The organism is Roseibium sediminis (assembly GCF_008711325.1).
Classification (GTDB): Bacteria; Pseudomonadota; Alphaproteobacteria; order Rhizobiales; family Stappiaceae; genus Roseibium; species Roseibium sediminis.
The window spans coordinates 1-7,155 of sequence record NZ_VXDB01000056.1; the positions used below are offsets into that span (position 1 = coordinate 1).

Here is a 7,155-nt window from a genome sequence, read left to right on the forward strand (position 1 = left end):
CAGATGCACCGCCGTCATTCAAATCCCACAAACACCAGATTCAGTCATAGCTCGATCACACCGGACAGGCAGCAAAGGCCAACGACAAATCGGAAAAAAGCACCTCTATTCATACGCCATTATCTGGCGCGCTTTCCCCCTTCGGACCAGTCACATCTGCGGGAGGAGCAGCTTGCTAGATCCTTTTGTTTCCGAGTGGAAAACTGAACCCAAGCAACTTACATTTCACACACCCAAGTGTTCGAGGCATTTTTGGCAACCTATGTCTTTTCTGTTTTGGAAAAAGAAAACCAGCCCACAGCTTCATATTGGAGATGTCGAAGTGCGCTTCGACAACAATCTGCTTGGGCTTCTTCTATGCGCACATGAGGGGGTTTTTCTGACTGGAACGCGCTTACAGCAAGATCTCCGGAGCCAAATTTCGACCCTACTTTCGAGGCCTATTTTCAACTCAGTACATGAACACGGCAAACATGACTGTATATTGCATATTGCAATCACCGATCTTCGAGGTGGGTCCGTCCTCAATGTCCCTGCACCGATAGTTGATTTTGATCTCCTCGTTCCGTTCAGGCCGTCAATCACCTTACAAGGCTACCTGGTTTCCCTAGAGAGCCATGAGGTACTAGCGGAACGAAAACTGACTGAAAAACCCAGTTGGTATCTGGTTGGTCGGGCCGGTGGAAAGATTCCTTTGAGAACCGCCGCAGCTGCGATGGGCCTAGCTTCGATTTGGACCAGCGAGCAGGTGCAAGCCCTGTTCGAACATGCGACGATCCGACTGGTGAAAGACCTGTGCGCAGACGCCAAACGAAGTTTTTAGAACCAACTACCTCGGAGGGATGGAGTAAGTGGCCGTGGCATGGGCAACAAGGTCGTCATGCCCCTCGCCCGTAATCCCGCATTCCACAACGGCAAGCCGCTTGCCGAGCTTGATCAGGCGGCAAGTTGCGATCAACGGTCCCGGCTCGGGTTTTCTGAGGAAGTTGATATTGAGATTGGTCGTCACGGCCAGCGCTTGCGGGCCGATATGTCCAAGGATAACCACATAGGCTGCGAAATCGACAAGGGTCATCAGCGCCGGGCCGGACACGGTTCCACCGGGGCGCAGATGGCGCTCGTTGGCTGTGAACCGCATGACCGCTGTTCCGGAGGATATCGAGAGGATTTCGTGAACCCGGCCATCCTGATGGATTTGCGGGAACACCTTGTCCAGAAGGCTCATCACCTCCTCACCCGTCATGACCGGCTGCATTCATTTCCCTCCCGAACCCTCAATCCCTTTTACGTAAACGTCAAAACAATGGAAGGGCAAGAGGGAACATGCGGATCAACCCTCCCCCTTCCCTCGCTCATCTGTTAGAAAGCCTTCAACAAAGATTTTCAGGAAGGTTCCATGTCCGACGCAGCAGCCACCGCCCATCCCACTGACAAGCCGATGCTCGGCACCCTGCTTCATCAGGGCGTTTTGCGGATCGTGATGCAGCGACCGGAAAAGATGAATGCCCTGTCCTCTGAAATGATGACAGCGCTGAGCAACGAGCTGTCAGGCGCGGCAGAGAACCCGGACGTGCGGGTTATCCTGCTGGGCGCGGAAGGCAAGGTCTTCTGTGCCGGGCATGATCTGAAGGAACTGACGGCGGCACGTGCGGAAGCCGATGGCGGCCGCGCCACCTATGAGCGGATCATGCGCCAGTGCTCTGACCTGATGCAGCAGATCGTCCGCCATCCCAAGCCGGTCATCGCCGTCGTGACAGGTGTCGCAACAGCCGCAGGCTGCCAGCTCGTCGCATCTTGCGACCTCGCTCTAGCAACGGACACGGCCACATTCTGCACGCCGGGTGTGAATATCGGCCTGTTCTGCTCCACGCCAATGGTCGCGCTCTCTCGCAATGCCACGCGCAAACAGGCCATGGAAATGCTTCTGACCGGCGAGAGCATCGACGCATCCACCGCCAAGGATTTTGGCCTGATCAACCGCATCATCCCGCGCGATTATCTGGAACAGGTTGTCCAGAAATACGCCGAGAGCATCGCCTCGAAATCCGCGCACACGCTGAAGGTCGGCAAGGAGGCGTTCTACCGCCAGCTCGAGATGCCGCTTTCCGAGGCCTATGGCTATGCCGCCAATGTGATGGTGGAAAACATGCTGGCCCACGACGCCGAAGAAGGCATCAACGCCTTCCTGCAAAAGCGCAAGCCGGAATGGACCGATAGCTGACTGTCTGAGATTGAGAATCGCAGCAAGCTTGGTTTATGATCCCAGAAGGCCTTCCGCTCGGGCCTCCCCCCTCCAACAATTGGGGCAGCAAACGACATGCAGGGCTCGATATCTTGATTGACCTTGAAAGGCTAACGCATAAGGAGGGACTGCGTTCAATGCCTGAAACCAAGGTTCAGTCATGACATTGACCATTCCGATATTTCGATTGAAGCGGTTGGCCCGGAAATATGCCAGAGAGGCACGGATTCCGCTTCATTCAGCGCTAGACCAAATTGCCCAGAACGAAGGTTTCAGAAGCTGGAGCCAGCTCGCCGAATGGCACGAAAGCATAGCCTCACCCAAATATCTTTTGAGCCAGTTGACCAACGGTGGCCTCCACCTGCTCGCGGCGCGGCCCGGCCATGGAAAAACGTTGCTGGGTTTGGAACTGCTACTCGCCGCGATTGAAGGTGGGCGGCGCGGATATTTCTTCACATTGGAATACACACCAGCAGATGTTTTGCAACGTTTGAAAACGCTAGGTGTCAATCCCGTTTCGCTCGGAGAGGATTTCATACTGGATACGTCCGACGACATTTGCGCGGACCATATCATACAGACTTGTTTTTCAGCTCCGACCGATAGCATCGTCGTCGTCGATTACTTGCAGCTCCTCGACCAACAAAGATACAAACCACCGCTAAATCACCAACTGAAGGCATTGAAGAAATGGGCCCAAGGGAGCCGCATGACTGTCGTCTTGATTTCGCAAATCGACCGCAAGTTCGAAACTTCAATGGATCGTCACCCAGGACCAGAAGACATCCGTCTACCCAACCCTCTGAATTTAGGTTTGTTTGAAACAGGTTGTTTCCTTCACGAGGGCGAGGTTCGAATTCAGCAACTGGATTGAAACTGCACACCAAACACATCTAAGGCTGGCTTGCGACAAACCAGCCTACATCCTAAAACGTGGTCCAAGACCATTCAGTGAAAAGCGGGTTGGCGCAAGAACAAATGAACCACGGCAGCTATTCAGACAGCTACATTCGCGACATTCTTGATGGTGTGAAGACGGTCGCAATGATCGGCGCCAGCGCGAACAATGTGCGCCCATCCTATTTTGTCCTGAAATACATGCTGTCCAAGGGCTATGACGTCTGGCCGATCAACCCCGGTCAGGCAGGCAACGAAATCCTTGGCCAGAAGGTCTATGCCTCGCTGGGCGATCTGCCCGACACACCCGACATGGTGGATGTCTTCCGCAATTCGGAAGCGGCAGCGCAAATCGTGGACGACATTATCGCCTCCGGAAAATTGCCGAAAGTGATCTGGATGCAGCTGACGGTTCGCCATGATGAAGCCGCCCGGCGCGCCGAAGACGCTGGCATCAAGGTGGTGATGGACCGCTGTCCCAAGATTGAATATGGCCGCCTGTCCGGCGAAATCGGGTGGGCGGGCGTAAACTCCCGAATGGTCTCCTCAAAGCGACCGACCCTCAAGGCCGGGTTCCAGCACCGGGGTCTGCGGGACAAATAGTCAGTCGGACAGACGGACAAGTCGAAAGTCCGGATCACAACCGCTCAACTTGCCGGGAAGACCAGTCTCAGCGTTCTGGGCTGCCCCATTTCGTCATGATGGAGGATCGCACGCCCCTTGCCGGCAGCTTTTGCCCCATAGAGGGCGATATCAGCGGATTTCAACACGTCTTCCGAAGTCAATTCGCTTTCAAAAGCCGCGCATATCTTGATGCCCGCGCTAGCGGACACGGAAACATTTTCCCTTGATTGGAGCGTAACCGGGATCTCAATCTGGCGGATCAGGTATTCGGCGTATTTCTGACAATGCTCACTGCTGTCGGTATCATCGAGAAGAACAACAAACTCGTCGCCACCCAGCCGCGCAACGAACGCTCGGCGCTCAAGCGTGGACATCATACGCTTCACGACCGTTTTCAGAACCAGATCGCCTGCATCATGACCGTGGTCGTCGTTTACTTCCTTGAACCCGTCGAGGTCAAACAGAAGCACCGCGAAGGGTTTGTAGTCCTCTTTCAATCGGGATCGGGCTTCATCCAGCTTGATATGCAGGGAAGCCCGGTTGGCTGCATTGGTCAGAACGTCCGTATATGCGATCTCGCGAAGCTGGTTCTCGGCATTGAATTGTTCGGTCACGTCATTTCCGACAACAATCTCCAGATCCGCCAGTTCCGTCTTGTAGGCAATCTTGCGCAACTCTACCCGGCGCTCCCGCTCCTCCGACTGGCGCCAGTCAAACTCCAGCGTAACCGGAAAAGCTTGGGAAGCGTCCTTGTTCAGAAATTCGCTCACCTTGTTGTAGTTGCCGGGAGACATCAATTCGCTCAAGGGCCGATCAATGATCGCATCCGGATTGGGGTCGATGTTGAAGTCATTTGCCCAGGCACTGTTCACATTCACAACGACGTGATCAGTCTTTCTCACAACGATCACCGGAGCCGGAATAACGGACAGCAACTGAAGGATCCGGCTGTGCATGGTAGTCACTGCGCCAAGCAGACCATGATTGGTAAGATAATTTACTTCGGGCGCAACCTTGGGCCGCAGGTCACCCTGCGCCACCTTGTTCGCCATCTCGATAACCAGCTGGTTCTGATAACCCTCGCGCCGGAATGCGATCGCAAGGTATCCCATCATGCCGACAAAGGGCAGGAAATAAGCGACATGAAGGAGGAACGTGGTCCAGAACAACGGATTGTCGAACACAAAGACCGGCATGCCAAATGTCTGGCTCAAGCCGACGATCAGATGGTGAAAATAGATGAAGACCGTCGCAGCGACGATCACTCTCCAGTCACGATAATAAAGAAGGATGCCAATCAGGCCAAAGGCTGAGAAATGTGCCTCGATATCCCCACCGGACAAATGAATATACAGCCCGGTAAAAGTCATGAACGCGCACCCCATAAAGAGCCGCGTTACCAGTTGTCCGTTGGCGCCATGAGCGAGAAAAATTGACAGCAAAAGTGTGGGGAGCCCGATCAAGAATGTCGGCAGCCACTCCCCGGAATACCAGGAGAACGGCAGGCAGATGAGAAACAGAAACACATTTGTGCCGACCATGATGTGATCGGCGCTTCGCCGATAGGTCGCAAGACGGTCATCAAACTGCTTCTCGTGAGCAAACGGATTGGTTAAAGGCAAAACAACCCTCCAATTGCGGAACTTCGCCCGAGCACGGCAAAACCGATGAAAACAGCGAGACACCATGCACCGCAAAGGAGCCAGATCTCGCGCACGCCGAACATTCCATTCGCAGAGAGGTCCCCCGCTTTTTTATCCACCACCTTCAGCTCAGCCCCCACTCTCGCCAACGCCACAGGAAAACCACACCCGCAGGATAACTTCTGCGTGCATTTGCGTCATTAAAAAGTAACAAACCGCGATTAATTTCGCGTACTTTCAGGCAGAAAAAACAACTAAAATTTTTGCGAAAAAGTAAATTCAACTTATACGCTTGTATTTCCCCAATTCTATATTGCCATTTTGTCACGAGCACTACCAACGGCGTGAACCAGTCGTTTCTGAAAAGGTTGGAAGTACCCTCCAATCAATGACTAACCCATTGGCAACATTACCATTGAGATTGATAAGCACGAATTATTTGAAATTTGCGAAACTTCGCACCATCTAAGGAACTGCACCACTTTGGGTCAGGAAACCTTCATGAAGTACCAGAAAACCGAAGAAGCCATTCAACGGCTGACCAGTGAGCAGTTCCGGGTCACTCAAAAGAATGGTACCGAACGCCCGTACACAGGTGAATACACGGATAACAAGGAACCCGGCATCTACGTAGACATCGTGTCGGGAGAGCCCCTCTTTGCCTCGTCCGACAAATTCGACAGCGGCTGCGGTTGGCCGAGCTTCACAAAACCGATTATTCATGACCATGTGACCGAGCACCGGGACATGACGCATGGAATGATCCGCACCGAAGTGCGCTCGCTCCATGGCGACAGTCATCTGGGACACGTGTTCCCGGACGGCCCGCAGGATCGTGGCGGCCTGCGCTATTGCATCAACTCGGCCTCGCTTCGCTTCATCCACCGGGATGAGATGGAAGCAGAAGGCTATGGCGACTACATCGACCAAGTGGAGGACATCGGATGACTGAACGTGCTGTACTTGCAGGTGGATGCTTCTGGGGCATGCAGGACCTGATCCGCAAACTCCCGGGCGTCGTGAAGACCCGCGTTGGCTATACTGGCGGCGATGTACCAAATGCGACCTATCGCAATCATGGCACCCACGCCGAAGGCATCGAGATCATCTTCGATCCGGAAAAGACCAGCTATCGCGCCCTTCTGGAATTCTTCTTCCAGATCCACGACCCGACCACGAAGGATCGTCAGGGCAACGACCGGGGCAAATCCTATCGCTCCGCGATCTACTACGAGAACGAAGACCAGAAAAGCATCGCTCTCGATACGATCGCGGACGTTGATGCCTCAGGCCTGTGGCCGGGCAAGGTCGTGACCGAAGTCGAGCCGGTCAGCGACTTCTGGGAAGCCGAGCCGGAGCATCAGGATTATCTGGAACGCTATCCGACCGGGTATACATGTCACTTCCCGAGGCCAGACTGGGTTCTGCCCAAACGGGAAGCCGCCGAATAAGCCGTAATCGGAATTTCGACCCGGAACTTTGATCCAAGGCGCGGCAAGGTCGCGTCAGGCGGGCGGCTTGAACAAGTCGCCCGCACTGCTTTCCTGCGTCGGCATTGATGTCAACTGGACAAGGCAAGAAGCCATTCGGACGGCTCGTTGCCTTGGTCCGGATCGCCTGGTCGACGCAATACTTAAAGGAGAATGCCATGCAATTCGGTTCCCTCCATCAAACCGCACCCGAGCTTCGCGTCGCCAGCTGGACACCCGCAAAAACCCAATGATTTTGGCTTGGCCTTTTAGGAGCAGC

8 protein-coding genes are annotated in these 7,155 nt (G+C 54.3%); 6 read left to right on the plus strand and 2 right to left on the minus strand.

Features of this window, described 5'->3' with window-relative positions; genetic code table 11:
- The first annotated feature begins 172 nt into the window (after positions 1–172).
- On the plus strand, positions 173–823 hold the full coding sequence (locus tag F0155_RS22805; RefSeq protein ID WP_150526877.1) for a hypothetical protein: 651 nt from the start codon (positions 173–175) through the stop codon (positions 821–823).
- Positions 824–829: 6 nt separating this feature from the next.
- Here the strand turns inward: F0155_RS22805 and F0155_RS22810 are convergent, their stop codons facing one another.
- The gene (locus F0155_RS22810) at positions 830–1,255 is read right to left on the minus strand and encodes a PaaI family thioesterase (protein WP_150526878.1); all 426 of its coding nucleotides are present in this window, start codon (positions 1,253–1,255) and stop codon (positions 830–832) included.
- Positions 1,256–1,396: 141 nt separating this feature from the next.
- Between F0155_RS22810 and F0155_RS22815 the strand changes: the two genes are divergently transcribed.
- From F0155_RS22815 to F0155_RS22825, 3 genes are all read left to right on the plus strand, one after another.
- Complete coding sequence (locus F0155_RS22815; RefSeq protein WP_150526879.1) at positions 1,397–2,221, plus strand: enoyl-CoA hydratase; 825 nt, start codon at positions 1,397–1,399, stop codon at positions 2,219–2,221.
- A 181-nt stretch (positions 2,222–2,402) separates the two neighbouring features.
- Complete coding sequence (locus F0155_RS22820; protein ID WP_150526880.1) at positions 2,403–3,116, plus strand: DNA helicase; 714 nt, start codon at positions 2,403–2,405, stop codon at positions 3,114–3,116.
- A gap of 104 nt (positions 3,117–3,220) precedes the next feature.
- Positions 3,221–3,742 carry a CoA-binding protein gene (locus F0155_RS22825; RefSeq protein ID WP_150526881.1) on the plus strand — a complete coding sequence of 174 codons (522 nt, stop codon included), beginning with the start codon at positions 3,221–3,223 and terminating at the stop codon, positions 3,740–3,742.
- Between the two features lie 44 nt (positions 3,743–3,786).
- On the opposite strand, the gene F0155_RS22830 is transcribed toward F0155_RS22825, so the two are convergent.
- On the minus strand, positions 3,787–5,385 hold the full coding sequence (locus tag F0155_RS22830) for a GGDEF domain-containing protein (protein ID WP_161599886.1): 1,599 nt from the start codon (positions 5,383–5,385) through the stop codon (positions 3,787–3,789).
- Between the two features lie 522 nt (positions 5,386–5,907).
- On the opposite strand from F0155_RS22830, the gene msrB reads away from it, so the two are divergent.
- Complete coding sequence (msrB, locus tag F0155_RS22835) at positions 5,908–6,354, plus strand: peptide-methionine (R)-S-oxide reductase MsrB (RefSeq protein ID WP_150526883.1); 447 nt, start codon at positions 5,908–5,910, stop codon at positions 6,352–6,354.
- The gene (msrA, locus tag F0155_RS22840) at positions 6,351–6,857 is read left to right on the plus strand and encodes a peptide-methionine (S)-S-oxide reductase MsrA (RefSeq protein WP_150526884.1); all 507 of its coding nucleotides are present in this window, start codon (positions 6,351–6,353) and stop codon (positions 6,855–6,857) included. The genes msrB and msrA overlap by 4 nt, the downstream gene beginning before the upstream one ends.
- Positions 6,858–7,155: the final 298 nt, after the last annotated feature.